Origin of the sequence: Streptomyces sp. NPDC051664 (assembly GCF_044453545.1) — a bacterium.
GTDB lineage: Bacteria > Actinomycetota > Actinomycetes > Streptomycetales > Streptomycetaceae > Streptomyces.
This window is the reverse complement of sequence record NZ_JBITCU010000042.1, coordinates 25052-50982: the sequence shown is the minus strand read 5'-3', so window position 1 is coordinate 50982 and position 25931 is coordinate 25052. Positions and strand designations below refer to the sequence as shown.

The window sequence follows — 25931 nt, the reverse complement described above, 5'->3', positions numbered from 1 at the left end:
GCCCCCCCCCCCCCCCCCCCGGCCCGCGCGGTAAGTGGCCGGCTGGCGTCACCAGCGAAGGTCAGGACGACCGGGACGGGAATCTGCTTGATGCGCCCCCACCAGGTAGTGCGTACTCCACCGCGCGCCGGTACTCAGTTTGAATGCGCTCCAGATCTCCTCGGAGCTTTCCCTCGCCCCGGGTCGTCTCTGCCACATCCTCCTCGGCCTCCGGCTTCAGCTGCAGCGCCATGAGAAGTGACAACCTGGATCCCATTCCTCAAGTCTTCCTCAGGAAATCCAATAGGTTCCCAATCAAGTGCGGCAGTTACGTAGGTTACGCACAGACCCGCCCAGTCGTCTGGGCGCCATCCGTAGGGGGAATCACGTGCGAAAGACAGCGTTGCGGTACTTGTTAACCTCGATCTTGCGTGAGCCCCCGTTGGACTTTGACGGGGGCTTTTTTGCTTGCCGGGTCTCGGGTTGTTCTGGGGATGGGCAGGCCGGCGGCCCGACTGTCGTGTCGGGTGGGCGCCGGGTTCCACGGGTCCGGAGGCATTCGGGTGCTTGTCGGGGCGGGTTGATCCTGCTGGTCAGTCGGGGTTCGGTAGGGCTTGCAGCCGGGTGAAGGCGCTGGTGATCGCCTTGGTCCAGGGCCAGTGGCGGTCGAGGCGGAGGATGCGTTGGCGGCCGGTGGTGACCAGGCGGGCGGCGGCGGAGAACAGTCTGAGGCGGAGCTTTTTGGGTTCCCAGCGGCGTGTTTGGCCGGTCAGCGCGAGCATGGGCATCCAGGCGAGGAGGTCCAGGGCGAGCTGGATGATCTCCAGCCAGAGCTGGTTGCTCGCTGCGTGGTGAAGAGGCAGGTTGCGCAGTCCGGTGGCGCGGGCGGCTCGGATGCGGTCCTCGGCTCGGGCGCGTTGGCGTTGCCGCAGTTCCAGGGCGGCGATCGCGGTTCCGGTGGTGTTGGTGGCGAAGCACGTCAAGCGCATACCGTCGGCGTCGGTGAACCGCAGCTGCGCACCGGGGTGCGGGCGTTCTTTGCGGACGATCAGCCGCATACCCGCGGGCCAACCCTTGAGGACGTCGCCGGCCAGCTCGGCGACCCAGGCGCCGCCGCGGACCTGGCCGTCGGGCTCGACCGCCGGGGTCCAGGCTGAGTCCGGGACCTGCAGCACGGCGTGGTGGACGGCGTCGGTGATGGTCATCCCGATCGAGTAGGACAGCCACCGGCCGCGCGCGGTGAGCCAGTCCAGGAACTCGTGGGTGCCGCCTGCGGAGTCGGTTCGGATCAGGGTCGAGCGACCCCTCCGGTACTGCTTGGGCAGTTGGGCCAGCGCCAGCTTCGTGGCAGTGATGTGGTCGGCCGCGGTATTGCTGCCCGCATTGCCCGGCCGCAGCAGGGCGGCCACCGGCTCCCCGGACCCGGCAGGGCCGTGGTCGACGAACGCGACCAGCGGATGATGCCCGAAGGTCTTCTTCCACGTCGCGGTCGCGTCCTGCTTGTCGGAGTGCGCCAGGACCAGCACCCCGTCGATGTCCACGATCACGTGCCCGTGCGCGTCGGGGGCATCGGCACCAGCCAACGTCCACACGCGCTCGCGGACTTCGGCCCTGGCCCGGCGGATCGCGGTAAGCGCGCGGGGACCCGCCCCGGCCAGGATGTCCACCAGCCGCGACACCGTTGGATCGGAGGCCACCAACCCGAACAGGCCGGGTTCGGCCCGCAGCACGCCGATGTCCGACAGGCAGTCACCGCCCAGCGCCACTGCCAGAGCAAGGTCCAGCAGGACCTTGCCCGGATCGTGCACCGCCCGGGACTTGCGCCACGGCGCCAGCGCCGTCGATATAGCCGTGTCCAGCCCCGTCTTGCGGACCGTTTCCACCAGCAGCACCCCGCCGGCCTGCGAGACCACCCCACCCCCGTCGCCCTGGACACGGACAGCAGGGTGGAAGCCGACAGTTTTCACCGGGAGAGGACTTCTTTCCTTGCGTCTGACCGGACCCTAGACAAGTCCCATCATTGCAGGTCAGCTGCACTCTCCGCCTTGCTGGCCGCCCAGTGGATCACGGACAGCGTCAGTCGATGTAGGTGGGTACCGGGGACCACGTCGAAGGCAGTTCCTCGGCCGGATCCCCGGTCACGAGCCGCGGGTAGCGGAACTGCCACCACCGCGCTTGTTGTGACATCGCGCTCTGGTTCATACCGAACGGCTTGATCGGTACCGTAGCCACGCGGAACCGCTCGTCTAGCGCATCCAGCTCGGATTGACGGAGCTGGCAGACGCGTTCGGTCAGGATCGGCCAGGCATCGTGGAGCCAGTCGCGATGAGCCATGTCGTTGTCGAACTCCCAAGCCCACATGGTGTCGAAGCCCTCTTCAACGTCCGCGACGAACTCCGCCCACGCCTCCATGCGAGCGTTCAGTGTCATGCCGTGGAGGTAGCGACTGGACAGTAGTTGTGTGGCCCGAAGAACCGAAGCGTAGTCCTCTGCGGCCAGCAACTCGCTCTCCATGCCTGCAGCCTTGCAGGAGAGCCCCTCATTGGTCACCCCCCTTTCCTCGCGGATCCGCCGGAACGAGGGCACCCTGCACCTGCCAGGTGCAACACACCTGATCAGCTCGTGAGTTTTTCGCGAGAGCAATGGCCAGGTCAGGGGCACTCCGGCACGTCCACCACGTCTGGACCCACCAAACTCATGAAAGCGCGAGGTTAACTCCAGTCACGACCCTGGCTTTGACTCTGGTACTGGCCACCACGGCCGGGGCAGTCGAGGAGTCGTCTGACGTCGCGCCTGAAGATGTCACCTCTGACCAGATCGCCTCGCAGGAATCAGCTGACAGCATGGTGGAAGGCCCGTCCAAGTCGGCCGCCGAGGTCGCCGTCGACCACACCCTTTCCGCGCTCCCTGAGGTGAGCGCCGACGGTGATGTCGGGACCATGCGTTGTGACAATCCGGCCAAGCAGTGGGTGCAAGTGAGTGATAAGAAGGACCATTACCACGTTCCTTCATGGTGGAACGGCACCAGCTACAAAGACGGTCCGGGCGGACCGATGAGGGTGAGCGTGGAAGAGGCGGAAAAGATCGGGGTCGAGGTGAGTGGCACCGCCGGAGTCACTGCCGGCGTCATTCTCGCTGAGGTCAAGGCGGAGTGCAGCGTCAAGGTGGTGGCCGAAGTGGGTGTCACCGTGGGGCACACTTCCACCCACGAGATACCTGCAAAGGAGTACGGTCACCTGCAATACGGTTCTTGGGGCCACAAGGTGAACTGGACGAAGTACAAAACCAGTTCAGGCCGCTGCGGTGAGGTGAAAATTGCGGCAGGCACCGCGAAGCTTCCCACCAGAGAAGTCGGCTGGCGATACTGGTCGACGAGCTCATGACGAAACAACCGCGCCCTTTGGGTCGTAACCTCGTCCTCTGCGCTTCCTTATTGTGCGCTGCCGTGGTCACCGGATGTACAAGCGACCCCGGGGGACCGAGCGCACCGGCGAGCAGCCCGGGCCAGCAACAGAAGAGCCCCTCAAACGCGTCCGGCCTCACCGACGAGAAGCTGGGTAAGCAAGTCGAGAAGACCCTCGACACAGCCGAGGTCAGCGACAGCGAGCCGCTGTTCGTTGAGGCCGGCCTCGAACGTGTCGGCGACGGCTTCCACTCGGTGCCGGATCTGACGCGAGGGCATTCTTACAAGTTGTCGGTAGTCTGCGCCGGAAAGGGTAAAATCAGCCTTTCCATAGCTGTGAAGAAACCCGTTCGCCAGACCATTGATTGCGACGGTGTCACATTCCGGCAGCGCCTCACGGCGTCAGCGGCCCCGATCAAGATCGATGGCGACGGGATGCCGGGAGCCACGGGAATGGTCGGGTGGCGCGTGGACAAGGCTGACAAGTAAGCCGCAGCTTCACCGAGACGCGGCACTGTGCCCCGCAACTCCGCAACCGTCTGGGCGGATGCGGGGCACAGTGCCGTGCTGTGGTCTCGGACACCCCGAGTGGGCTGGAACCGGGGAAGCAGGGCGTGTGCGGCACGAAGAACCCGTTCGCCGTCAGCCAGGACATGTCGGTTGACGAGGTGCGGGCGAACCTCGAACCGACTCCGGCCGTTCCTGAAAGTCGACAAGGAGGTCGAGATTCGACCCTTCGCTGATTCGCATCCGGGCGTGAGGCTGTTGCGCCGCGTCCACGTGAACGGCCGTTCGGCTCTGGAAATTGCCGCCGATGCTCGGTCTCGGCTGATCCGCGGGTGGTGGCCAGCCCGCACCGTGTGTTCTGACCCTCAGGCTGCGTGGTGTGCGTGTGTGTTGCGCTGTGACACGGCCAGGTAGGCGACGAATCCGACGATCGCGGCCGTCCACGCGAGGGTGACCGGTGCCAGTCCGAGGCCGAGGCCGCCGCGGGCGTGCCCGAGTGCCATCCAGTCGGCGAGGGAGGCGCCGAGGGGACGGGTGATGACGTACGCGATCCAGAAGGCGGGCACCGCGTTCAGGGCGCCGAAGCGGTGGGTCAGGGCGGGCTCGCAGATGGCGGCCGCGAAAAGGGCGACCGAGCCCAGATAGCCGAACCCGATGCTGGCGGTGAGGTCGCCTGCGGCGGTGCCGAGGGCGAAGGTGGCGAGGACGGCCGCCCAGTAGAACGTCTCGCGCCGGCGGGTGCGGATGCTGTGGATGGACAGGGTCCGTTCGCTCGCGTACCAGAGAACGAAGACCGCGGCCAGTACGGCAAGGAACGCCGGCGCCGACACGGCGTACGGTACGCCGAGGCCGACGTGCAGGACGTCGGCTGCCATGGTGCCGAACACGCTGACCATGACGACGGCGGTCCAGTAGGCCCAGGCGACGTACCGGCGGAGAGCGAACTGCACGGCGAGGGCGGCCGTCAGGGCGAGGCCGCCGAGAGCGACCGCCGGAACCGGACCGAGCAGGCGGGCCAGGAGGTCCGACGCCGTCTCGCCCATACCGGTGGTCAGCACCTTGATGATCCAGAAGTAGACGGTCACCTCTGGCACCTTGTTCGCCATCCGGCGTACGGGGACGAGGGGCTGGTCGTCGAGGACGTGCTCTGTGGTCATGATCCGCACGTTGGCACGCCGTGCCTGAACACAACCTGAACAGCGTGCGCGCCGGACCGGAGGCACGTAGTACCGGGGTACGACCCGATGGGCGCGGATCAGCCCCCGGTACCACCGAATCGGGGCGTAGTGGTCCCTAGCGTGGTTGGTGAGGCGTCAGGGACGAAGGAATGGCGCCGGTCCCCGACAGGAAGAAACAGGAATGATCGACGCACAGCAGCTGACCAAGAGGTACGGCGAGAAGACTGCCGTCGACGGGCTGGACTTCGCCGTCAGGCCGGGCATGGTGACCGGTTTCCTGGGGCCCAACGGAGCCGGGAAGTCGACGACCATGCGGATGATCGTCGGGCTCGATGCTCCGTCGAGCGGCTCCGTCAAGGTCAACGGCCGCCACTACGCCCGGCACGAGGCACCGCTTCAGGAGGTCGGGGCCCTTCTGGAGGCGAAATCGATTCACCCGGGCCGCTCGGCCCGCAATCACCTGATGGCGCTCGCACTGACGCATGGGATTCCCCGTTGCCGGGTCGACGAGGTCATCGACCTCGCGGGGCTGGGGAGTGTGGCGAAGAAGCGGGCAGGCGCCTTCTCCCTCGGGATGGGCCAGCGGCTCGGCATCGCGGCGGCACTCCTCGGCGATCCGCAGACCGTGATGCTGGACGAGCCGGTCAACGGGCTGGACCCGGAAGGCGTGCTCTGGATCCGCAACCTGCTGAAGGCGCTCGCTGAGGAGGGCCGGACCGTGTTCGTGTCGTCCCATCTGATGAGCGAGATGGCCCTGGTGGCGGACCATCTCATCATCGTGGGTCGTGGCCGGCTGCTGGCCGACACGACCGTGCGGGACCTCGTCCGCGAGGCGGGCGGCGACATGGTGAAGGTGGCCACGCAGGACCCGGCGAGGCTACGGGACGTACTGGCCGGTCCCGGTGTCGACGCCACGGGCCGCATCGGCTCCGAGGAACTTCAGGTGACCGGGCTGACCGCCCGCGAGATCGGCCTGAAGGCGGCCGAGCACGGAATCGCGCTGTTCGAACTGAGCACGCGGACGGTGTCGTTGGAGGAGGCGTTCATGAACCTGACCAAGGATGCCGTGGAGTACCACGGCTCCACGACCGGCATCGACCTCCTCGCGGCCGACGGGAGGGCGGCATGAGTACCCTCACCGCGACCGTCGAGGCGCCCTCGTCCGGCCCCGCCCGCCCCGCCTACCGGGTGACCGGACGGCGCGTGCTGTCCTCCGAGTGGGCCAAACTGTGGTCGCTGCGCTCGACGTGGATCACCCTGAGCCTCGGCCTGCTCTTCCTCGTCGCCTTCGGGCTGATCGCCGCGAGCCGCTACAAGTCCGGCATCGGCTCAGGTCACCTGGACCGGGACTTCGCCGACGCCACGGCCGTGAGCCTGTCCCTCTTCGGCACCAACTTCGCCCAGCTCGCACTGGGCGTGCTCGGCGTGCTGGTCACGGCGGGGGAGTACTCCACCGGCATGATCCGCTCGACGCTGGCGGCCGTACCGCGCCGACTGCCGGTGCTGTGGTCCAAGGCGGCCGTGTTCGGGGTGGTCACGCTGGTGGTCGGCACGCTCGGCGTGTTCGTCGCCTTCCTGTTCGGCAGCGGCATCGTCTCCGGCACCCCCGCCGCGATGGGCCTGACGGACGCGGGAGTCCTGCGAAGCCTGCTGGGCGCCGCGCTCTACCTCGGCCTGGTCGGCGTGATCGGCACCGCCCTGGGCGCGCTGCTGCGGTCGGTGGCCGGCGGCATCTCGGTGCTGGTCGCCGCCTTGATGCTGATCCCGGGGCTCGTGTCGCTGCTCCCCAGCTCCTGGCAGGACGACATCAGCCCCTACCTGCCGAGCAACGCGGGCGAGTCGATGTTCGCCCTGACGCACGACACCACCACCCTGTCGCCCACGGCCGGGCTGCTGGTCTTCCTCGCCTGGACGGCACTCGCCCTGGCGGGGGCGGCGTACCGGCTCGTGCGCAGCGACGTCTGATCGCATGCACCATGGGCAGGTGACCTCCTTGACGACACCTACGTCCGCCGACGAAGCCGACGGGATGGGGCCGCTGGTCGCCCGGCTCTCCCGGGGCGGCCAGCAGCTGCGGCAGGCGGACCGGGCACACCCATGGGTGCTGGACACCACGGTCGTGCTGCTGGTCTTCCTCATGTTCTGCCTGCCGGACCTGTTGCACGGCGGTGCCGGGGACGGCGACGGCCCACGCCGGTTCCGACTCGCCTTCACCCGGCTTCCCCCGGCGGCCACGCTGGTCCTGCAGGCCGGTCTGGTCCTACCGCTGCTGGGGCGTCGGCGCAGGCCCATGGCGGCCTTCGGCACCATCGCGGCGGTGTTCGCCGTCCAGTGGTCGCTGGGCGCCGCGCTGCGCGCGGACGTCGCCCTGTTCATCGCCCTGTACAGCCTCGCCCTGCACGGGCGCCCGCGACAGTTGCCATGGGCCTGTGGGATCATGGCGGCGGGAATGGTGCTGGTCGCGGTGCGCGCGTCGGCGGCGGTGTCCGTCTGGGACGCGCTGTTCTTCCTCCTGAGCACCGCGACCGCGGCCCTGGCACTCGGCCTGATGGTACGGACCCGCCGGGCCCAGCTCGCGGGGCTGCGGGAACGGGCGGCCCGCCTGGAGATCGAACGTGACCAGCGCAGCAGGCTCGCGACCGCCACCGAGCGGACGCGGGTGGCCCGCGAGATGCACGACATCGTCGGTCACAACCTGGCCGTCATGATCACCCTCGCCGACGCTGGTCTGTATGCCACAGATGCGGCTCCCGAACGTGGCAAAGAGGCCCTGCAGCTCATCGGCGACACAGGCCGGACCGCTCTCGGTGAACTGCGGCGCGTGCTCGGCGTGCTGCGGGAGGCGTCGGACGGCCCTCCCGTCACGCCTGAACTGAGTCCGCAGCCCGACCTCATGGACATCGAGGCGCTGTGCGACGGTGTGCGCACCGCCGGCCTGGACGTCGTCTACCGGACCGCCGGCGACCTGGGCGCCCTGGACGGCGGGATGCAGTTGACGGTCTACCGCATCGTTCAGGAAGCCCTCACGAACAGCCTGAAGCACGCCGGGGCCGGCACGCGGGTGAAAATGTCGGTGGTCGTCGAGGATGTCCGGCTGGTCATCCGGGTCCGGGACGACGGCCCGGCGGAACGCCCCGGATCACCGAACGAGGAAGGACATGGACTGGTGGGCATGCGAGAACGAGTGGCGCTCTACGGAGGGAACGTCAGCGCCGGACCGGCGACCGGCGGGGGATGGGCGGTGGAGGCCACCCTCGACATGACACCCCGGGCCGGTGCCAGGTGACCACGGTGCTCGTCGTGGACGACCAGCCGCTCCAGCGATACGGCTTCCGGGTGCTGCTCGACTCCATCTCCGAGACGGAGGTGGTCGGTGAGGCCGCGAACGGCGCCGAGGCCGTCCGCATGACCGCCGAGCTGCGTCCCGATGTCGTCCTCATGGACGTACGCATGCCCGGTATGGACGGCATCGAGGCCACCCGCCGGATCACCGCCGCCGGCGGCCGCTCCCGCGTTCTCGTGCTGACCACTTTCGACCTCGACGAATACGTCCACGCCGCCCTCAGAGCCGGAGCCAGCGGCTTCCTCCTCAAGGACGCGCGCCCCGAGGAACTCCTCGCCGGCATCCGCGCCGTGGCCGTCGGCGACGCCGTCATCGCGCCGGCGCTCACCCGCCGTCTCCTGGACGAGTACGCCCAGCACGTGCCCGCTCGCCGCAGCGATTCCGAGGAGGACCCGAGACTGGATGCACTCACCGAACGCGAGCGCGAGATCCTTGTCGCCATCGGCAAGGGCTGGACCAACGGTGAGATCGCCACCCGCTTCGTGGTGTCCGAGTCCACCGTCAAGACACACGTGGGCCGCGTCCTGGCCAAGATCGGTGCCCGCGACCGCATCCAGGCCGTGATCCTCGCTTATGACCTCGGGCTCGCCGGCCCCGGTGCGGGGTGAGCGGACGGCGAAGGCCGGCCCGCCGGCTCCGAGGCATCGCCGAGCGGCACGCGACCGTCGTGGCGGGATCTCCCCGAACAGTTCCCGCAGCGCCCGCACCTGCTCCGCACTTACATCCCGTGGTCTCGCAACGGTCCGACGGGCAGGCCGCGTTGCTCGCAGGTGTCCAGCAGGCGGGGCAGTGCGCCAAGGGTGGTACGCCAGGAGCCGGGGGCCGAGGTGCAGTCGGAGTCGTGAAGCAGGATCGTGCCACCGCCGTCCAAGCCGGCCGTGACGGTGCGGTGGACGCTGTCGGGTGTGGCCCTGGCCCGCCAGTCCTCGCCCCAGCAGGTCCACAGCACCGGGGCGACATTAATCCGGGGCGGACGCCCATCCTCGCTGCTTTGGCCGCTGGGTTGATGACGGTTACGTGAGAATCGCCGGCGGCTTCACCCCCCAAGACACCGACGAGCAAGACGACACGCGGCCACCTCAGATGCCCCGGTGACGGTCAGCGGCGTCAAGTCGGGCCTGCTGGGTACTCGGGTGCTGTCCGTGGAAGCCAGCGATGTGTACCACGATCCAGGTCACACCTCCGGGCGCCCGGTTCGTGATCAGCCTGCCCGGTGGGTGATCTGATTCGGCTCGGCTGCGGTGTCCGGGAGTGCGGCGCGCTCCTTGCGCTCCTGGACGTGGGCGTACGCCATCAGCCCGAGCAGGGTCGCGAGCAGCACGCCCGAGGAACCCGCGGTCCCTAGGTTGAGACCGCCCTTGGCGACCGGCTTGGTGAGGAAGTCACCGGCAGTGGCTCCGAGGGGGCGAGTGAGGACGAACGCGATCCAGAACAGCAGCACGTTGGGTACTGCGGAGACGGGCATGAGGACGACGAGTACCACTAGTGCGCTGGTGACGAGGGCGGCGCCGCCCGCGTAGCCGAGGCCGGAGCTGTCGGAGAGGAAGTCGCCCATCGACGTGCCGAGGGTGTTGGAGACAAGGATCGCCGACCAGAACAGGGCCTCGCCTCGGAAGGTGACGATGTCGCGGATCACGAAGGTCATTCCGGTCAGCTTCCACACGATGAAGACGGCGACCAGGATCGAGATGAGGATCGTGGCACCCTCGGGGTAGCCGAGACCCAGGCCCTGCGGACCCAAGCCGAGCGATTTGGTGCCGTTCGAGAGGAACTTGGCGCTGGCATCACGGTTCATGAAGTCGGACATCGTCGTGCCGGCCATGCTGGTCGACAAGATGACGGTCCAGTAGAAGAAAGGGTTGTAGCGCCGGGAGCGGAGCTGGACGACCAGGGTCACCATGAAGATCAGGAACAGCGCGATCGTGGTGAGGAAATAGCCCAGTCCTAGCGTCTGGGCGAACAGATCCCCCGCCGTCTCGCCCAGGGTGGTCGCCGCAATCTTCGTGATCCAGAAGGCCAAGGTGGCCTCCGGCAGTTTCTTCACCAAGTTTTTCCGGGCTTCGGTGACCTCGAGGTCACCGAGCACTTCGTACTTCTCCACGGTAGGGACGCTCCTGTTCGTGCAATGCCACGGGTCCTCGTCTGGAGGCGAGCGCCCCGTGAAGACGGTGGGGACGGCTGCACACGGCGGCCACGTCGGTGTCCGACCCTGCCAACAGTGACCTGAATCCCTCGTGAACGCGTGACCAGACGCGCACTCTGCGTGTTACGCGGTCCGTTCCGACTGGCTGGCATCCGTACGAGTCACCGGCATACAGATGACCAGGGCAAGGGTGACCATGAGGAACAGCGTGCGGGTCACCAGGTGCCCGGACCGAGGCTGCCGTCGCCGGTCAGTTGGGAGGGGCACTCACCCATCGAGGCGCCCAGCGGACGGGTGAGGATGTACGCGATCCATAAGCTCCACACGGCGTCCAGGCCGAGCTCGGGCCCACTACGACCACGGCGATCGCCAGAGCGAGCTCGTCAGCGGCGACACACCGATCAGACCCAGGACTGCCCTGTCGTTGAGCAGGTCCGCCGCTGTCTCGTCGGCCTCGTGCAGAGGACCTTGACGATCCAGAAGCAGGCAATGACCGCGGGCACCTTGTTCCAGTGCAGTCGCGGGCGGCCAGGGTCGGGTTTAGGCGGAGTTCTGGAGTCTCGCGTCTCAGACCTCTCATAGGTCGCAAGGCGCGACCGTGCCACCGGGAACCTGAACGGATCCTGACTGCCGCGTGGCGTCACCTGCCCTGCCGACCCCACACGAGGATCATGCTGCCATGCATACCGACGGTGCGATGGACTGGCTGCGGCGACGACTCGGTAGGGCCGTCGCGCTCTCGTACCTCGCCGCCCTGCTGCTGCCCGGCCCGGGCTTGTGGTTACGTCACCCGCACACGCTGCCCCGCATCGACCTGACCCTGCATACCGCCTCGCTGCTGCTCTCCCTGTTGCTCTTCGCCGCAGGGCTCCAGGTCCCTGTGCACGCGCTGGGACAGTTGTTGAGGCACCCCTGGGCCCTGTTGGCGGGGCTGGCTCTGCACGTTGCGGCGCCGATACTGATCATCCCGCTGGTGGCGTTCCTGCTGCGGTGCTCGCCCGACACGGACGGCGGCAGTGGACTGATCACGGCGATGATCCTGATCGTAGCGATGCCTGTGGCGGCCGGGGCGACGGTGTGGACCGGCGAGGGCCATGGCGACCAACCGACCATGGTGGGCCTCGTGATCGCTTCCACCCTGGTCAGCCCGCTCACTGTCCCGGCCGTCGTGAGTGTGCTTGCGCCGCTGCTCAGCACCGGTTACGCGAACGTGCTGGGTGCCGCCGGGCCCACCATGAACGGTGGTTTCGCGCTCACTGGCGTGGTGATGCCGTGCGTAGCGGGCATCGTGGCCCGGCTACTGCTGCCCGAACGCGGACTTGAGCATGCGCTGCACGTCGTTGTGCCGGTGGCCATGGCGGCCTCACTGGTTCTGACGTATACGAATGCCAGCGGCGCCCTCGGCTCCTTCGTGACCCACCCTCGGCTACTGCTGTTCGCCGCGGCATTGGTTGTGGCGGCACTCGTGTGCGCGCTCTCTTTCGCGGTGGGCCGGGTGGCGGCACGCGTCCTGCGTCTGGACGCGCCCGCCGCCACGTCCCTCACGCTCGCATGCGGCATGAACAACAGCAGCGCCAGTGCGGTGCTGATCACCACGGCCCTGCCGGACAAACCGTATCTGCTACTGCCAGTGCTGGCGTACGGGCTGCTACAGAAGACGGCCGCGAACCGGGTTGTACGGACGGCGCGTCCTCAGAGCCTGCCCTGTCCGGCGTCGTCCTGAGGGCCGGTCCGTTCCCGGCGCACGGGCAGTAGCGAGAACACCGTCGGCGCGCCGCGGGCCGGCGAGGACGTCTACCGAGGGAGGCGGCGAGGTCGTGGGCGAGCGCGTCGTCGAGATCTCCCGCCCGGCGATGCTTCGGCCGTCGCGCCGGGGCGGCAAGGGGACACGGCCTACCGATCGGCCGCCGCAGCGGCCTCGTCGCTCATGGCGATACCGAGCAGCGGCAGCTGAGCAATACGCGACACCTCACCATGTGCGCTCGCCAGTCTCAACCGCTGTGCGGAACCGGGCTTGTGGCACTCGGGCGAGCCTGCCGCCCTGTTGCTAGGACCTCGGGGTCCGCGGGGGTGACGATGTCTGTGCCGGGAGCGGACGGTTCACGGTGTTGTGGCCACCACGCAGGGAGCAAGTCATGCATGCACGGCGAAGGACGGTCCTCACGGCAGGCGCGGTGGGCGCCGCGGGGCTGGTGACCGCTTGCGGCTCGTCCGGGGACGGGGACGGAGGCAGGAATACGGCCGCGGCACCGGAGACCTCCCGGACCGCGAAGCCGAGCACCAGGGCAGGTGCGGCGAGCGCCGATGGTTCCGTGCCGGGAGGCGAGCTTCTCGGCAAGGCTTCGGACATTCCGGTCGGAGGGGGCAAGGTCTTCGAGGAGCAGGAGGTCGTGGTGACCCAGCCCAAGGAGGGCGAGTTCAAGGGTTTCTCCGCCGTCTGCACCCATAAGGGGTGCATCGTCGTCGCCGTCAGCGATGGCACCATCAACTGCCCCTGCCACGGCAGTCGGTACAGCATCACGGACGCGGCGGTCGTGGCCGGCCCCGCGCCGCAGCCGCTGGCTGTCGAACGGATCACCGTCACCGGTGGCACCATCCGGCTTGGATGACGGGTCTTCGGACTGGCGAGCTCGCATGTCTCCGTATCACGTACTGCCTTGGTCATGCTGCCCGATATCACGATGAGTGACGCCCGCAGAGGTCGGTGCAGTGGTCTGTCTCAGTAGAGCCCTGGGTCGAGAAGCTCCGGCCAGATGAATCCCGCGCAGCCGTCGAAGGCTGCTGGATCGATATTCCTTCTGCAACACGCACTGGTCGAGCACCAAGCGGTCGTCTTGAAGAGACGGCTGCCGGGCACGGCTGTCAATGCTGAGGTGTCCGCGCGTGTGCCCGTTTCGGGCAGCTCGTCGAGGACCTGCGGATCTCGCTGAACGCGGCGGAGGGCGACGACCCGGTGGCGGCGTACGCGACTCCGGGACCGCTCGAGGGTTGCCACTGGTGATGGTCGGGCCGGCCGGGGGACCCGACCATCGCCAGTGAAGCGGCCGTCGGCCGGCCAGCCTTCCGGAATCGTTCCGGAGCGTGATGATGACGGGCATCATGAATGCTTCGGGGGCGGTGCGGTGTGGCTGGACGTCGGCCGTCAAGACTGGAAGTCAATCGCCGGCGCGCACCATCCGAGTCAGCAGCCCGCAGGTCTCCCACCGGTGCGGTTGCCAGGTGGTTGGGGGACGAGCGCGGTGTCGGGTCGGAAGTGCGGGCACGCGTCGACGCCGTCGGCGAGGGCCTGGACGCGGGCTGCCGGAGCGGAACTCGAGTGGACAAGCCTCCGGGTGTGTGACCCGCTCGATCACGCCGTGCGGTCGATGCGCTTTCCCGGCCGGTCGGACGGGCGGATCAGCGCAGTCCGGCAAAGAGATCGTTCTCGGGTATGGGCGCGCCGGTGGCGTCCTGGACACGTACGAAGGTCTCCATGCCCATCAACTCGCCGAACCTCTCCGTGCCCATCCTGAGGAAGAAGATGTTCTCGCCCTGACTGGCGTGCGCGGCCAGCGCGTCGAACTTCTGACCGCTGAACACGGTGGTGTCCACCCACGTGGTGATCTCATCGTCAGGGAGGCCGATCTCGGCCATCGCGGCGGCCTCGGCAGGATCCGGCTCCGGCATTTCCTCATGAAACTCGCGCATGATCTCGCCGAACCGCTGCATCATCGAGCGGGGCATCGTGGTCCAGTACACCTTCGGTGCCAGCGCGGTCATCTCCAGCGCCGCCATCGTGATGCGGTGGGCCTGGATGTGGTCGGGGTGGCCGTAGAAGCCGTTCTCGTCGTAGGTGACGACCACATCAGGTCGGTAGTGCCGCATGAGTTCCGCGAGTCGGGCCGCGCCTTCCTGCGCGGGGGTCTGCCAGAAGGATCCGGGCGCGTCGTTGCTCGGCCAGCCCGTCATCCCGGAGTCGGCATAGTCCAGCATCTCCAGATCGCTGACCTTCAGGACGTCACAGCTCGCCTCAAGTTCTTGACGGCGCATCAAGGCGACCGCCGCCTGGATCTCTCGATCACTGAGGTCAACGTCAGGAACCGCCTCAACCTCGCCACCCGGCAAGTGCCACGCACGGGGTTGGACCTGACACAGGCACCAGCCCGTCCCCGGCGGCGCGGCCGAGGGCGGGCCGGAGTTCAGGCGAGCGGGGATGCTTTCGCGTCCCAGTCGATGTGGTGGTCGAACTGCCAGGCCGTCTTCTCCGGGTTGATCAGCTTCATGCCCACCGGCATCAGCAGGTCGCGCAGCACCCGGCCGACCGGGCCCGGTGACTTGTTGCTGTTCGTGCGGGCGCCGAGCTTGATGATGCGTTCGACGCGGGGGCGGCGCAGTTGTTCGTACGCCGCGAAGGCCTGGTCGTACGGCAAGTCCCTCAGGCAGCGCGCCAGTTCAACGGCGCTTTCGGTGGCGATGGAGGCGCCCTGCCCGGAGCTGGACGAGGCGGCGTGGGCTGCGTCGCCGATCAGAGTCAGGCGGCCGCGGGTCCAGGTCGGGACACTCGGCATGTTCTCCATCGGGCCGGTGATCAGGAACCGGCCGGGGTCGGTAGCGCTGATCATCTCCAGAGCCGGGGTGCTGTCGTCGGCGAAGGCGGTGTGCAGGGTGCGCATCCACTCCTTCGCGCCGATCGCCTGGGCCTCGGCGACTGTCATCGGGGCGGGGTGCGGCAGGTTCACGAACCACACCGCCGAGGAGTCGTCGAAGATCTGGTAGCCGAAGAAGGCGCGCTTGCCGAAACACATGTACATGACGCCGTTGGTGGAGGGCAGCCCGCACTCGTCCATCCGCGCACCGAAGCAGACCAGGCCTGCGTAGTTCGGCCGTGGTGCGGCCGGGTCGATCAGGGGGCGGACCGTGGACCGGATGCCGTCGGCACCGATCAGGATGTCGGCGCTCGCCTGCGTACCGTCGGCGAATTGCGCGGTGACACCGAAGCCGGTGTCCGTCGCGCCGGTCAGCCGCTTGCCGTGGTGGATGGGTACGGAGCGGCGCTCCGCCTCGTCGTAGATCCCTCGGTAGAGGTCGGCGCGCCAGACGAACTGCTGGACGGGGAGGCGCGAAGGCGGGGCGAACTGTGCGAGCTGCTTGCCCGTCCCGCTCCGCAGGACCATGGAGGTGACCGGGGCGCCGATGGCGCGGACGAGGCCGCCCGCGCCGATGGCGTCGAGGGCGTTCTGGCCGTTGGGGGCGATGGTCATGCCGCCGCCGGCCCCGTCCGCCGTGGAGTCGTACGCCTCGTAGACGGCGGCCTCGATACCGGCCTGACGCAGGGCCATCGCGGCGACCGGGCCTGCGATCCCGCCCCCGATAATGAGCGCGGTGCGGGCTTTGTCCGTGCTGGTCATGACTGATATCCCCTTGTCGGGTCGTCGATCGTCGGTACGCCGCCGGTCTTGTGGGTGCGGCGCACATCCTGGACGTATGCACGGGAGAACATCGCCGACAGGAGCGCGATGCCACCGCGGTGGATGCGGATCTCGCTGTTCGTCGCGGAGCCGGACAGATGGACAAGGCGGCCGGCCGCTTTGTCGCCGTCGGATGAGGACGTGGAGTCCTTGATCTTGCCGCGGGCGGTCCAGTTCAGGTTCCAGTGGTCGATGGCAGTGTCGTCGTCGACGAGCAGCTTGACCATGGCCCGGTCCATATCGAGGTGAATCTCGATGTCGTCGGGGAGGCAGGGCGAGCGGAGGTCGAGGACGGCTGCGCCATGGCGGGCCTTGACCTCGAAGCGGCCGGCTTCGGTCCAGTTGCCAAGGTGCTTGACGAGGCCGTGGTCGAAGTGGATGCGCTCGGTGAGGGACATCTCGGTAGTTCCTCTCTGGGTGGTGTTGCACTGACGATTTCGATAGTTGCACTGAAACTAGTATCTCGTCAACTAGTTTTACTGAGGCTAGAATCGGGTCCATGACCCCATCTGCCCCCCGCAGCTCCCCGCTCGCCCTGACCGTCCTGGCTCTGCTGCACTACAAACCGCTGCACCCCTACGGCGTCCAGCGCCTGATCAAGGACTGGGGCAAGGAGCAGGTCGTCAACGTCAGCCAGCGCGCGAGCCTCTACCGCACGATCGAGCGGCTCAATGGCGCCGGGCTGATCGCCGTCCGCGAGACCGGGCGCGATCAGCAGTACCCCGAGCGGACCGTGTACGAAATCACCGACGCGGGGCGCGAGACAGCCCGCGCCTGGCTGGAGGAGATGCTCTCCGCACCCAAGCAGGAGTTCCCGGAGTTCCCGGCCGCCCTGTCGAACCTGCTGCTGCTCACGCCGCGAGACATGGCTGACGTACTGGATCAGCGGGCCGACGCACTCGCAGAGAAGCTCGACGGACTGGAATCGGCCCTGGCCGAGGAGACGGAGCAGGGGCTGCCACGCATCACCCGCCTGGAGACCGAATACCTGAGGGCCGTGACGGCCGCGGAGCTGGAGTGGGTACGCGCGGTGGTCGAAGATCTGCGGGCCGGTGGGCTCTCGTGGTCGAGGGAACGGCTGGACGCCCTCGCGGCGGGACCGGTGGAGCAGTGAGCCCGCCCCCGGTGCGACCGGGGACGGGCTGGCGCTGCATTCTCCCGGGGGCCAACCCCAGCCGCTCGTCTCACTTCTGTGTCCTTTGGGCCGCTCGGAATCCAAACCAGAAATACACGGCTCCGGAGTCCTTAGCTCGCACGCCAGCCGCAAAGCAGCGGCCTGGACTCGGTGATCGTGGTCATGCGCTCGCTGCCGCCGCAGCCTGTTCGTCGTGCTGGCGCAGCATCCGCATCACGATCGCGGGTGAGGGGTCTTCGCCGCTGCCCTTTTCCGGACTACGGAGCTGTCAGAGGCATGCGCGATGATCCGAGCATGCTGGTGATGAGCGATGGCGCACGTGTGGTGGCCAGACGGCCGACGAAGCCGAAGATCAGTGCTGCGATAGCCAACCTGCAACGCGGCGATGCCCTGATCGTCGAACGCGTCGTCGAGGAGGAGGGCGATTGGTATGTGCAGGTACTGATGCGCGAGGACAACACTTTTCAGCTGGAATACCGGGACGGGGCTCCGACCGGGCACTTTCAGACCCGGACGCTTGCGCGCGAGAAGGTGGTCGCGGCTGTGCTCGCCTGGGCGAAGGGAGAGCCCGACTGGAAGGACCACTTCATGTGGAACAACATCGCGTCCTACTTCGAAGACGGTGCCGGAAGCTAGCTAGGGTGTGGTGGCGGTGCGGTAGAACTCGGCTGCGGTGACGGTGGCGGGCACGCCGAGTTCGGCGGCGACCGCGGTGATCGCGGTGGCGCCGACCGCGAAGTCGGCTTGGCCGTCGGTGGTGAAATACGGTGCGACGAACCTCTCGTAGTGGGCTCGGGCTTCGTCTGCGGTATGTCCGCCGAGGAACGTCTGGATGTGCCGCACCGTGGTGTCGGGGTCGTTACGGATCACCTGCAGGGCGCGCCGGTGGGCTCGTACGACGGCTTGGACCGCGGGGTCGTCCGGGTGGGTGTAGGTGGGGTCGACGGCCAGGCCCACGGTGGGGATTTGGAAGTGGTCGCCGACCCAGGCCAGCACCTGCCAGCCGTGCTCGGCGGCGATCGCCTCCGGTGCCATGGTGCTGCCGACCAGGGCGGCGTCGATCTCGCCGTCGTGCAGTCGGCGCAGGTCCATGCCGTAGTCGCCGGGCGGGCGGACGATGGTGTGGATGTCGCGGTCCGGGTCGAGGCCGGCCTGGCGCAGCACGATCCGGGCGAAGCACCCCGGTGCGGTGTGGGGGGCGTGTACCGCCAGCCGCCGGCCGGCCAGGTCGGCCAGGGAGGTCAGACCGGGGCGGGCGAGGAACCAGAACAGCGGGCGGTGGGTGTTGACATTGAGCGCGACCCAGGGGGTGCCATCGGTCAGTCGGGACAGCAGTGCCCGGCCGAGCCCGATGGTGGCGCCGCGGCGCAGCCGCTCCTCGTCCCAGGTGCAGCCGTCGCGCAGCGCGACGTGGACGCCCTCGTCGGCGTAGTAGTCCTGCTGGTCGGCGATGTAGGCGGCCAGTTCCTCGTGCAGGCCCCGCCCGACGTAGGCGAGATCGATCGTGTGCATGAATGTTTTCCTTGATCGTGTCGCCGTCATGCGCCCGCGCGTGTCGCGGGCGCTGCGGTCCATGGTCCTGAAGGGGGGCGGTGTGCCGGGTGCGTGCCGGACCGGGACGGTACGGCCCCGTGTGCGGGGGGACAGCGGCGCGTCAGTCCATGGACATTCCGCCGTTGACCGCGGCCGTGGTGCCGGTCATGAAGGCGTTGTCCTCGCCGGCGTAGAAGGCGACCGCTTGGGCGACGTCGGCCGGGTACGCCAGGCGGCCCAGGGGGGTAGCGGCCACCTGTCGCTGCTTGTGCGCATCGTCGAACACGTCATCCGCCATGCGGGACTCCACCGGGCCGGGCGCGACGACGTTGACCGTGATGCCCTGCGGGCCCAGTTCCTGGGCGACGTACCGGGCGAACTGCTCCAGTGCGGCCTTGGCCGTGCCCAGTGCGATCATGCCCTGCCGGGGCCGGCGGCTGAGGCCGGTACCGAGATAGATGATGCGCCCCCAGCCCTGTTCGGTCATGGCGGGCAGGACAGCTTTCGTGACCGCGAACGCCGCATGCATCTCGGCGTCGAGCTTGCCGCCCAGTTCTTCCCACGTCATGTCCTGAAACGGCTTGACCGCATACGGGATGAGCGCGTTGTGCACGAGCACGTCAACGCCGCCCCATGCCGCCTGGACCTGCTCGACCATGCTCTCGACCGCCGCTGCCTCGCGCACGTCGGCCTGCACGGCCATGGCCCGGCCGCCTGCGGCCTCGATGCCCGCCACGACCTCCTCGGCCGACTTGCTGCTGCGCAGGTAGTTGACCACCACGCGCATCCCTCGCGCGGCCAGAAGGCGCGCGGTGGCCGCACCGATTCCGCTGCTGGCCCCTGTCACCAATGCCACCCTGCCGGTTGCCCCAGTCACGGTCCCACCTCCTGCTCATCATCGCGGGCCGTCGGCATGACCGCCCTGAGTTGTTCATCGTCGATGCCGGGGTGTGCTGAGCGGATCGCCCCGTAGAGCACGGTGTCGACGGTCGCCCGCAGCAGATCGGCCGCGGTCCAGTCGAGTTCGCGCGGCAACTGCGAGGTGAGCAACCGCTCCAACGCGCCGCGGGTGATCTCACTCAGCAGCTCAGGCGGCGCCGCCAGCAGTCCCTGCCGGTGCCCCTCCCGGAACAGCTCGTCGACCCGCCGGTAGACCAGCGCGTCGACGCGCTGCTCCACGTACTGGCGCAGCATCGCATCGCCCCGCCCCGTCGCGAGCTGAGCCGCACCGATTCGCCAGAGCTCCGTGCCCGCCGCGATCAGGAACCGCTGGACCCGCACACCGAACGGCTGTGCTTCTGCGTCGTCGGCCGCCGTCACCAGCGTGCGCTCCACCGTCGCGAACTGCCGATCCAGCACCGCGGCCAGCAGGCTGCGCTTGTCCGGGAAATGACGGTAGATCGTCTTCTTGCTCATCCCGAGCTCACGAGCGAGATCGTCCATGCTCACCCGCGCGCAACCCGGCGCGAAGAACAGCCGGCCGGCCGCCTCCACGATCACATCAGCACGCTGCCCGTCACCCTCGGAAACTTGCGAAACTGATTTAGTTTCCATGGTTCCCATGCTGGATCCCTGCCCCTCCGCTGTCAAGGCACGCCTGTGGGCGTGCGGAGCTGCGTGGCCGTCACCCTTGCCCTTCCGGGGGCGAGTTCGGCGTTGAACAGGCCTTGCGTTCGGGCCCGGGCGGCCTTGCCGTGGCTGTGCAGGGCGAACTCGTCCTGCTGTGCACAGCTGATCTGCATCGGAATGCAACACCACCGACTGCCTGCGTCGCGAAAGCAGTGCGCAACGACACGCCTGCTCAATCGCCACACGGGGTCACCCGCACACGGCCTCTGCGGACACAAGCCACGCCATGGTCAGCAACGTCGCGGACGCCGGAGGCAGCCTGGACGAGGTGGCTGCCGTGTTCGACCACGCACGGCTGTCCAGCGCCGAGCCGTATCTGCACCCGGACCCGGACCGGTCGCGTCAGGCCGTGGACCGAGGCGCAACGGGAGCGGCAGCGCCGGGAGCAGAGTGCCGAGCTGGAGCGTCAGGCGAGGGACGAGGCGGTGGCCCGGGTGCCGGATCCGGTCTGTGAGCAATGCCAGGGCCGCGACCCTTGCAGTCTGGACCCGCGCGAGGACTGGGAGGAGGTTCGCCGGCCGATGGGCGGCACTGTCCCAATTGCCGCGTCGAACTCGCCCGACGGTCCAGGTCCCGCATCGGTCGGATGATGCGCCGCGTCACCGACGCTCTCGGGTAAGCCGAAGGAGAGCCTGGGCAAGCCGCCCTCTGCGACGGCTTGCCCACTTCAGCTGTGTGCTGCTGTCCATCGCCATGGCCCGACACGTCCTTCGAGGCCCTGGAGCCGTTGGCTCCAAGGCCTCCGCCACGTGTCACACGGGCCGGGTATTGATGCGGTCGATGAACTGTCCGAACGTTCCCTCCAGGCCGGACTCCGAGGCCAGAGTCCACGTTCGCCCTGCACGCCAGTGAGCGTTCCTCAGCTTGACGGGTGGGGCCAGTGCGCCAGGCTGCCGGTCGAGGGAGCGTGTCGCGTTGCCTCCTGTGGCGAGGAGTGGATCTCGTAGGCCTCACGCAGGCCGCTGATGTCGAAGACCCTGACTATCCGGCCAGAGGCGGACGCGATCCGCAGTGAGCCATCGTGTTCACGGATGCGTTTCGTGACCGCCACGACCACGCCCAGCCCCATCGAGTCCAGGAAGGATACGAAGCTCAGATCAAGGACGAAGTGGCGGTGTCCCTCGTCGACGAGTTTGATCACTGCTTCACGGACCAGGGGGGAGGTATGGGCGTCCACATCGCCGTCGATCTCAACAACTGTCCAGCCGTTCACCACGTCGTAGCTGACGGCCATGCGCTCGTTGCGGATAATGTTCGTTCGCATCATCATCCTCCTGACATCTCCGGGCGGCGGGGGATCCGCCAGCATGGCGTCACACGTGGGACTGGATTCGTCCGCGCGGCCGACGTACCAGCACCGCGTGGCCCGAGCGGGAGTCGGTATGGTCGACGGGTGACCGTGACGGTGCAGGCCGCTCCGACGGCGCAGCGCCACACGACGTGCGCTGCGCCGCACCCACCGTCGACGATCAAATTCCGCAGCTCGCCGTCCTTGTGGACACTCGTGTTCGTCACCGCTTCTTGGTCAGCCACTCGGCCAGGACAGCGGCCTGGCTGTGGTCCACGTCCTTGGTGGCGGTCAACAGCATGAGCTTGTCGTGCGCCGCCAGGTCACGCAGAAGCTCGACCGCCTGGCGGTGCCCGGCATCGCGTAGTTCTGCCAGGCAGCGGCGACGGAACTCGGTGAAGCGGCTGGGCTCATGGCTGTACCACTTGCGCAGTTCGCTCGACGGGGCGACATCACGCAGCCACTGGTTCAGGTGCGCGTTCTCCTTGCGCATGCCGCGCGGCCAGATCCAGTCGACGAGCACCCGCTTGCCGTCCTTGGACGCGGTCTCCTCGTAGACTCGGCGATAGGTGATCTGTTCGGCCATGACGGCACCCTTCAGATCGATCGGCCGCCCCGGCCCGGGACCGGCGGACAGCGGGGACGGCCCCGGCCCCTGTGGGAGCGGATGTGCTCGGCTCACCCAATTTTATCGCCGGATGGGTGGGCTGGCCGGAGACCCGCGGCCGGCGCCGTCGCCCTCAGCCCGCAGGAGAGGAGAACGCCGTTGCCCGACACCGGCCCTGCCGCCCCGGAGGGGCAGCACTTCCCGGCCGCGACCGCACCCCGGATGCGTGACGTGAGCAGGCTGGACACCGCCGTGGCCTCCTGCCGGGCCTGCCCGCGCCTGGTGGCCTGGAGAGAAGAGGTCGCCCTGGTCAAGCGCCGGGCATACAGGGGGTGGGAGTACTGGGCGAGGCCGGTGCCCGGCTTCGGACCGCCGAACGCGGTGCTGGCCATCGTCGGTCTGGCACCGGCCGCACACGGCGGCAACCGCACCGGGCGGATCTTCACCGGCGACCCGTCCGGCGATGTCCTGTACGCCGTCCTGTATGACCTCGGTCTGGCCTCCCAGCCGACCGCCACCAACCGCGGTGACGGCATGGAACTGTACGGGGTGCGGATCACAATGCCGGTGCACTGCGCGCCGCCCGACAACCGACCCACCACCACCGAGCGCGACACCTGCCGTCCGTGGCTCGTTCGCGAACTGGCACTTTTGCGACCGACGTTGCGGGCCATCGTGGTGCTCGGCGGCTTTGCCTGGCAGGCACTGCTGCCCGTGCTGTCGGATGCAGGCTGGCAGCTGCCTCGCCCCCGCCCGGCCTTTGGCCACGGCGCCGAAGCCCTCCTCACCGACGTTGGCGGTGAACGGCGGGTGCACTTGGTCGGCGGATTCCACCCCAGCCAGCGCAACATGTCGACCCGGACCCTGACCCCCGCCATGCTCCGCGACGTGCTGCAACGGGCCGCTACGCTCGCAGGGCTGCCACAGGAGCCGCATCACCCACAGGCTCCCACGACCCCCTGAGAAGCGGCCGGCAGATTTCACCTGTCCCGGACCGCCCTGCGCCCTCTCGCAGTCTGGGGGCCGGAGCCGCCCTACGGCGGTACTGAGCGCCGACTCAGCGGCTGTCGCCGCTGCCGCGGGCGGTGACGGGGCACGGGGAGTGCGCTCTTTCGTGTTATCTGCCGGTCTGTTGCGCTCCCACCGGCTGCCTTGATCCCTCGTGCGTTAGTCAGCTCCAGGCACTCGGGATGACGCGATGCTGACGCAGATCAGCCGCACGCTCAGGATGAACCTCTCTTCTTCGTCGTGGGCGGAGGCGGCGGCGATGGTCATCGGGAAGCGTTCGTGGAGTTCGGAAGCTTCCTGTGCGGTGACGGGTACCGCGGGTGGGTCGCTCTGCTCCTGCAGCACGAAACCGGTGATGTGGCTGAGCAGTGTGTCGGCGGCGACGGAGCGGTGGTCCTTGGGTAGCCCGGCATCGGCCAGGGTCTGCAGCAGCCGTTCCATCAGCGAGAGAGCACCGGGACTGAGGACTTTCGGGCTGCCGGCGAACATGACGGCCCCACCTGGATGCTGGCGGAGGATCCGCCGCAGCGAGGCGGCCTGGGCCTCCACTCGGTCCTTCCAGTCGGCCTGCTCGGGCAGAGCGGTCAGCGCAGCCGTGCCGGCATCGTAGGCCTGCAGTGCCAGTCGGTCTGCCATCAGCTGGAGCAAGGCGCTCTTGCTGGGCACGTGGTAGTAGAGGCTTCCGGCGTACGCGTTGAGTCGCTCCGCCACCTGTCGCATCGACAACCCGTGGTATCCGGACTCAGCGAACACGGCCATGCCCGCGTCGATGATCCGGTCTGCGGTGAGCTTCATGGTGCCCAGTCTACCGGAAATTTTCTAACACTGTTTGAAACATGGCGTGGTCGGCGCTAGTCTCACTGTGAGCACACTTCAAACGGCGTTAGAAGGGGGGTGGTTGCGATGAGCGCGCTGCTTTTCAACGTGACCACGGCGGGACTGATGGTGCTGATGTTCAAAGCCGGCCAAGCTCTGATCGGCCAGGGCGCGATAGGCCGGCGCCGCCTTCCATGGGCCGCCGCCGCTCTGGCCGCGATCGCGATCGCCGCAGTGATCACCCAGCTCTGCTGGTCGGGGGCGATGAGCACGTTCGACAACGACCCCGCCAAATCAGGCTGGTGGCGTGTGATCACGTCGGTATTCATGCAGAACGGCGGCTTCCTGGGAGCGGCGTGGAACATCGCCACTCTCGCCGTCATCGCCGCCCTGGCGGAGTGGTTCTGGGGCGCTCCACTGATGGTGGGGCTCTTCACCGCGGGCATACTCATGCCGCAATACATTGATTCCCTATTTGGTCAAGGCGATCGCGCCAGTACCGACCCCCGCAACTTCGCAGGAAGTTCGGGTGCCACCTACTTCCTCGCAGCGACCCTGGCCGCAGCCCTCCTGCTGCGCGTCAGCGCCCCAGCCGACGCTCCGAAGCATCGGCTGCTTGCACTCGCTGTGCCGGTCCTGGGCCTCACGCTGTGGTTCGCCCAGTCCAACGGGCATGGGCTGGTGGTGGCCTACGGGTTCACTCTCGGCGTCCTGGTCCGGCTCCTGGCCCGCCCGATTCTCCGCCCCGAACTCGACCTTGAACGGCGCCCGCGGACCACCATGGCCTCGCTGGCCGATATCGTCGGCAAGCGGCCTCAGCGAGCTGATTAGGCCTGTCCTGCAAAGCGGTTGACCATCTCGGGGTCGACCGGTCCGCTGGTCCCGGGCGTCTGTCGGCAGGGGACACATGCGGCCGCAGGCACAAAAAGAGCGACCCGGTGGTGTTCGAGTTAACCAAAGGCCTAATCGAGGCGAGCGGCGGCGGTGGGCGTTGGACCGGTGTCTGTTGATGTCCTCCATGGGCAGACCGCTATTCGATGTCTGTATTGAGGCTGGTTTCCGCCAAGGGCAGGCGATGGCGGCGGAGGGCGCGGTGTGCGTGTTCGGCGACCCGGGCCGGGGCAAGACCGCGGCCGTGCGGATGGCGCTCCGTGAAGAGCCCGTGGGCTGGAAGGTGACGTGGGTGCCGGTGCCGGTGCGCCCGTCGGTGGTCGGCATGAGGCGGGCGGTGTTCGGCTCGCCCGCACGGTGGATGGCATGGCTGTCCCGGATGTGTGGGCTTTCCAGTCGCAGTGCGCGGCGGCGTTCGCGTCGACGTGGGTGGTGCGCGGGTTCTCTCCGACGACGGTCCGCTGCTACGCGTCGCTGCTGGAGCTGCAACATCGATCCGTGGCATTGAAACGCGGCCAGTGAAACACCGCCCCGCGTTTCACCCCTGACCTGTGGCGATGCCCAAGATAGGGCTCCGGGCACCTTCCTCGCGCTCCTGCAGGCCGCGCTCCTGGAGCACGCGGCGAGGTGGAACCTGCGCACCGTCATGACGTCGCGGGCTGGCTGCGGCGTCAGTTCCCTGGCGACGTCTCCATGCAGGTCTCGCACATCGGGGGTGGCGCCGTCGAGCACCGCGGGCATGATCGGGTCGCAGTCCACGATGCCCTACCGTGCCGCGTCCGCGGACGCGGCTGCCTACGCGCGTGGGTGCCGGCCCAAGCGCAGCCGGTGAGTCCGCCCGGCAACTGGCGCGGCGGCTGGGCGGATCGCCGTCGACGGTCTCCCGTGAGATCGCCCGTAACGGCGGTCGGGAACGGCGTTTGATGCTGAGTTTCGGCGGCGGATGTTGATCTGGCCGAGTGGAAATGTCGCTGAGTTCTGGGAGCACCAGGAGCGGCGTGTCGACCGCTCTGTGCAGGTGTCC

At 68.1% G+C, this 25931-nt stretch carries 27 protein-coding genes and 2 pseudogenes; 14 read left to right on the top strand and 15 right to left on the bottom strand.

Going from position 1 to position 25931, the window contains the following annotated elements; genetic code table 11:
* Window positions 1-572: 572 nt before the first annotated feature.
* Window positions 573-1946, bottom strand: coding sequence for an IS1380 family transposase (locus ACIA8E_RS37640; protein ID WP_399305487.1), 1374 nt, complete (start codon window positions 1944-1946; stop codon window positions 573-575).
* Window positions 1947-2055: 109 nt separating this feature from the next.
* The gene (locus tag ACIA8E_RS37635) at window positions 2056-2529 is read right to left on the bottom strand and encodes a hypothetical protein (RefSeq protein ID WP_399305484.1); all 474 of its coding nucleotides are present in this window, start codon (window positions 2527-2529) and stop codon (window positions 2056-2058) included.
* Window positions 2530-2714: 185 nt separating this feature from the next.
* Between ACIA8E_RS37635 and ACIA8E_RS37630 the strand changes: the two genes are divergently transcribed.
* Together ACIA8E_RS37630 and ACIA8E_RS37625 are read left to right on the top strand one after the other, a co-directional pair.
* Window positions 2715-3362 (top strand): hypothetical protein, encoded by a 648-nt coding sequence (locus ACIA8E_RS37630; protein WP_399305481.1) that lies wholly within the window; start codon window positions 2715-2717, stop codon window positions 3360-3362.
* Window positions 3359-3871, top strand: coding sequence for a hypothetical protein (locus ACIA8E_RS37625; RefSeq protein WP_399305479.1), 513 nt, complete (start codon window positions 3359-3361; stop codon window positions 3869-3871). The genes ACIA8E_RS37630 and ACIA8E_RS37625 overlap by 4 nt, the downstream gene beginning before the upstream one ends.
* Window positions 3872-4254: 383 nt before the next feature.
* Here ACIA8E_RS37625 and ACIA8E_RS37620 read toward each other — a convergent pair whose 3' ends face one another.
* Window positions 4255-5046: a hypothetical protein gene (locus tag ACIA8E_RS37620; protein ID WP_399305477.1), complete on the bottom strand. Its 792-nt coding sequence runs from the start codon at window positions 5044-5046 to the stop codon at window positions 4255-4257.
* Window positions 5047-5248: 202 nt separating this feature from the next.
* Here ACIA8E_RS37620 and ACIA8E_RS37615 point away from each other — a divergent pair, with 202 nt between their 5' ends.
* The 4 genes from ACIA8E_RS37615 (at window position 5249) to ACIA8E_RS37600 (ending at window position 9018) form a co-directional block, all read left to right on the top strand.
* Window positions 5249-6196: an ATP-binding cassette domain-containing protein gene (locus tag ACIA8E_RS37615; protein WP_399305474.1), complete on the top strand. Its 948-nt coding sequence runs from the start codon at window positions 5249-5251 to the stop codon at window positions 6194-6196.
* On the top strand, window positions 6193-7032 hold the full coding sequence (locus ACIA8E_RS37610) for an ABC transporter permease (protein WP_399305472.1): 840 nt from the start codon (window positions 6193-6195) through the stop codon (window positions 7030-7032). Before ACIA8E_RS37615 ends, ACIA8E_RS37610 begins: the two co-directional genes overlap by 4 nt.
* A 64-nt stretch (window positions 7033-7096) precedes the next feature.
* Window positions 7097-8353 (top strand): sensor histidine kinase, encoded by a 1257-nt coding sequence (locus tag ACIA8E_RS37605; RefSeq protein WP_399305492.1) that lies wholly within the window; start codon window positions 7097-7099, stop codon window positions 8351-8353.
* Entirely contained in the window at window positions 8350-9018 is a 669-nt protein-coding gene (locus tag ACIA8E_RS37600; RefSeq protein WP_399305469.1) for a response regulator, read from the top strand. The genes ACIA8E_RS37605 and ACIA8E_RS37600 overlap by 4 nt, the downstream gene beginning before the upstream one ends.
* A 110-nt stretch (window positions 9019-9128) precedes the next feature.
* Here the strand turns inward: ACIA8E_RS37600 and ACIA8E_RS37595 are convergent.
* Window positions 9129-9377: pseudogene (locus ACIA8E_RS37595) on the bottom strand (polysaccharide deacetylase family protein); the annotation flags it as partial.
* A 234-nt stretch (window positions 9378-9611) separates the two neighbouring features.
* Window positions 9612-10511 carry a hypothetical protein gene (locus tag ACIA8E_RS37590; RefSeq protein WP_399305466.1) on the bottom strand — a complete coding sequence of 300 codons (900 nt, stop codon included), beginning with the start codon at window positions 10509-10511 and terminating at the stop codon, window positions 9612-9614.
* A 721-nt stretch (window positions 10512-11232) separates the two neighbouring features.
* Here ACIA8E_RS37590 and ACIA8E_RS37585 point away from each other — a divergent pair.
* Window positions 11233-12276: a sodium-dependent transporter gene (locus tag ACIA8E_RS37585; RefSeq protein WP_399305464.1), complete on the top strand. Its 1044-nt coding sequence runs from the start codon at window positions 11233-11235 to the stop codon at window positions 12274-12276.
* Between the two features lie 412 nt (window positions 12277-12688).
* Complete coding sequence (locus tag ACIA8E_RS37580; RefSeq protein WP_399305462.1) at window positions 12689-13162, top strand: Rieske (2Fe-2S) protein; 474 nt, start codon at window positions 12689-12691, stop codon at window positions 13160-13162.
* A 787-nt stretch (window positions 13163-13949) separates the two neighbouring features.
* Here the strand turns inward: ACIA8E_RS37580 and ACIA8E_RS37575 are convergent.
* The 3 genes and pseudogenes from ACIA8E_RS37575 to ACIA8E_RS37565 all read right to left on the bottom strand — a co-directional run.
* Window positions 13950-14597, bottom strand: a pseudogene (locus ACIA8E_RS37575) (PIG-L family deacetylase); the annotation flags it as partial.
* A gap of 134 nt (window positions 14598-14731) precedes the next feature.
* The gene (locus ACIA8E_RS37570; RefSeq protein WP_399305460.1) at window positions 14732-15940 is read right to left on the bottom strand and encodes an FAD-dependent oxidoreductase; all 1209 of its coding nucleotides are present in this window, start codon (window positions 15938-15940) and stop codon (window positions 14732-14734) included.
* The gene (locus ACIA8E_RS37565) at window positions 15937-16398 is read right to left on the bottom strand and encodes a hypothetical protein (RefSeq protein WP_399305457.1); all 462 of its coding nucleotides are present in this window, start codon (window positions 16396-16398) and stop codon (window positions 15937-15939) included. The genes ACIA8E_RS37570 and ACIA8E_RS37565 overlap by 4 nt, the downstream gene beginning before the upstream one ends.
* Before the next feature lie 101 nt (window positions 16399-16499).
* Here ACIA8E_RS37565 and ACIA8E_RS37560 point away from each other — a divergent pair, with 101 nt between their 5' ends.
* Entirely contained in the window at window positions 16500-17114 is a 615-nt protein-coding gene (locus tag ACIA8E_RS37560; protein WP_030980175.1) for a PadR family transcriptional regulator, read from the top strand.
* A 297-nt stretch (window positions 17115-17411) separates the two neighbouring features.
* Window positions 17412-17771 (top strand): hypothetical protein, encoded by a 360-nt coding sequence (locus tag ACIA8E_RS37555; protein ID WP_399305454.1) that lies wholly within the window; start codon window positions 17412-17414, stop codon window positions 17769-17771.
* Here the strand turns inward: ACIA8E_RS37555 and ACIA8E_RS37550 are convergent, their stop codons facing one another.
* From ACIA8E_RS37550 to ACIA8E_RS37525, 6 genes are all read right to left on the bottom strand, one after another.
* Window positions 17772-18647, bottom strand: coding sequence for an ABC transporter substrate-binding protein (locus ACIA8E_RS37550; protein WP_399305451.1), 876 nt, complete (start codon window positions 18645-18647; stop codon window positions 17772-17774).
* A 142-nt stretch (window positions 18648-18789) separates the two neighbouring features.
* Complete coding sequence (locus tag ACIA8E_RS37545) at window positions 18790-19545, bottom strand: SDR family NAD(P)-dependent oxidoreductase (RefSeq protein ID WP_399305449.1); 756 nt, start codon at window positions 19543-19545, stop codon at window positions 18790-18792.
* Complete coding sequence (locus ACIA8E_RS37540) at window positions 19542-20168, bottom strand: TetR/AcrR family transcriptional regulator (protein WP_399305447.1); 627 nt, start codon at window positions 20166-20168, stop codon at window positions 19542-19544. The genes ACIA8E_RS37545 and ACIA8E_RS37540 overlap by 4 nt, the downstream gene beginning before the upstream one ends.
* A gap of 86 nt (window positions 20169-20254) precedes the next feature.
* Window positions 20255-20410, bottom strand: a complete 156-nt coding sequence (locus ACIA8E_RS37535) for a hypothetical protein (RefSeq protein WP_399305498.1) — start codon at window positions 20408-20410, stop codon at window positions 20255-20257.
* Between the two features lie 746 nt (window positions 20411-21156).
* Window positions 21157-21561 carry an STAS domain-containing protein gene (locus ACIA8E_RS37530; RefSeq protein ID WP_399305445.1) on the bottom strand — a complete coding sequence of 135 codons (405 nt, stop codon included), beginning with the start codon at window positions 21559-21561 and terminating at the stop codon, window positions 21157-21159.
* Between the two features lie 247 nt (window positions 21562-21808).
* Complete coding sequence (locus tag ACIA8E_RS37525) at window positions 21809-22171, bottom strand: DUF488 domain-containing protein (RefSeq protein WP_399305443.1); 363 nt, start codon at window positions 22169-22171, stop codon at window positions 21809-21811.
* Window positions 22172-22414: 243 nt separating this feature from the next.
* Here ACIA8E_RS37525 and ACIA8E_RS37520 point away from each other — a divergent pair, with 243 nt between their 5' ends.
* A complete protein-coding gene (locus ACIA8E_RS37520) occupies window positions 22415-23155 on the top strand; it encodes a uracil-DNA glycosylase (RefSeq protein ID WP_399305490.1) in 741 nt (246 codons plus the stop codon).
* A gap of 204 nt (window positions 23156-23359) precedes the next feature.
* On the opposite strand, the gene ACIA8E_RS37515 is transcribed toward ACIA8E_RS37520, so the two are convergent.
* Window positions 23360-23995, bottom strand: a complete 636-nt coding sequence (locus ACIA8E_RS37515; protein WP_399305440.1) for a TetR/AcrR family transcriptional regulator — start codon at window positions 23993-23995, stop codon at window positions 23360-23362.
* 108 nt (window positions 23996-24103) lie between these two features.
* On the opposite strand from ACIA8E_RS37515, the gene ACIA8E_RS37510 reads away from it, so the two are divergent.
* The 3 genes from ACIA8E_RS37510 to ACIA8E_RS37500 all read left to right on the top strand — a co-directional run bounded on the left by ACIA8E_RS37510 (window position 24104) and on the right by ACIA8E_RS37500 (window position 25857).
* Window positions 24104-24847 carry a hypothetical protein gene (locus ACIA8E_RS37510; protein ID WP_399305438.1) on the top strand — a complete coding sequence of 248 codons (744 nt, stop codon included), beginning with the start codon at window positions 24104-24106 and terminating at the stop codon, window positions 24845-24847.
* A 348-nt stretch (window positions 24848-25195) separates the two neighbouring features.
* Window positions 25196-25429: a hypothetical protein gene (locus ACIA8E_RS37505; RefSeq protein WP_399305435.1), complete on the top strand. Its 234-nt coding sequence runs from the start codon at window positions 25196-25198 to the stop codon at window positions 25427-25429.
* Between the two features lie 248 nt (window positions 25430-25677).
* Window positions 25678-25857, top strand: a complete 180-nt coding sequence (locus ACIA8E_RS37500) for a helix-turn-helix domain-containing protein (RefSeq protein WP_399305433.1) — start codon at window positions 25678-25680, stop codon at window positions 25855-25857.
* The last annotated feature ends 74 nt before the right edge of the window (window positions 25858-25931 follow it).